The organism is Streptomyces sp. GbtcB7 (assembly GCF_019091445.1).
In the GTDB taxonomy this organism is placed as follows: Bacteria; Actinomycetota; Actinomycetes; order Streptomycetales; family Streptomycetaceae; genus Streptomyces; species Streptomyces mirabilis.
This window is the reverse complement of record NZ_JAGXJM010000817.1, coordinates 1-228: the sequence shown is the minus strand read 5'-3', so window position 1 is coordinate 228 and position 228 is coordinate 1. Positions and strand designations below refer to the sequence as shown.

Here is a 228-nt window from a genome sequence, read left to right as displayed (position 1 = left end):
GCCCCCAGCGACGTACGGCGCAGGCGAGCGCGAGCGTCAGGCGGCCTGCGGCGCGTTGACGCCCGACGGAAGCGCCTTCTGCGCGACCTCGACGAGCGCGGCGAACGCACCGGCGTCGTCCACGGCCAGCTCGGCCAGGTCCTTGCGGACGACCTCGATGTTCGCCGCCTTCAGACCCTCGAAGATGCGGATGATCGTGAAGCCCGTGGCGCGGGCAGCGGCGTTGAT

Annotated in this window: 1 protein-coding gene; it reads right to left on the bottom strand. The window is 71.9% G+C overall.

All coding sequences use genetic code 11. From position 1 onward, the window contains the following. Window positions 1–36: 36 nt before the first annotated feature. The coding region (locus KVT44_RS57650; RefSeq protein ID WP_217577287.1) for a 50S ribosomal protein L20 at window positions 37–228 on the bottom strand (192 nt) is incomplete at its 5' end.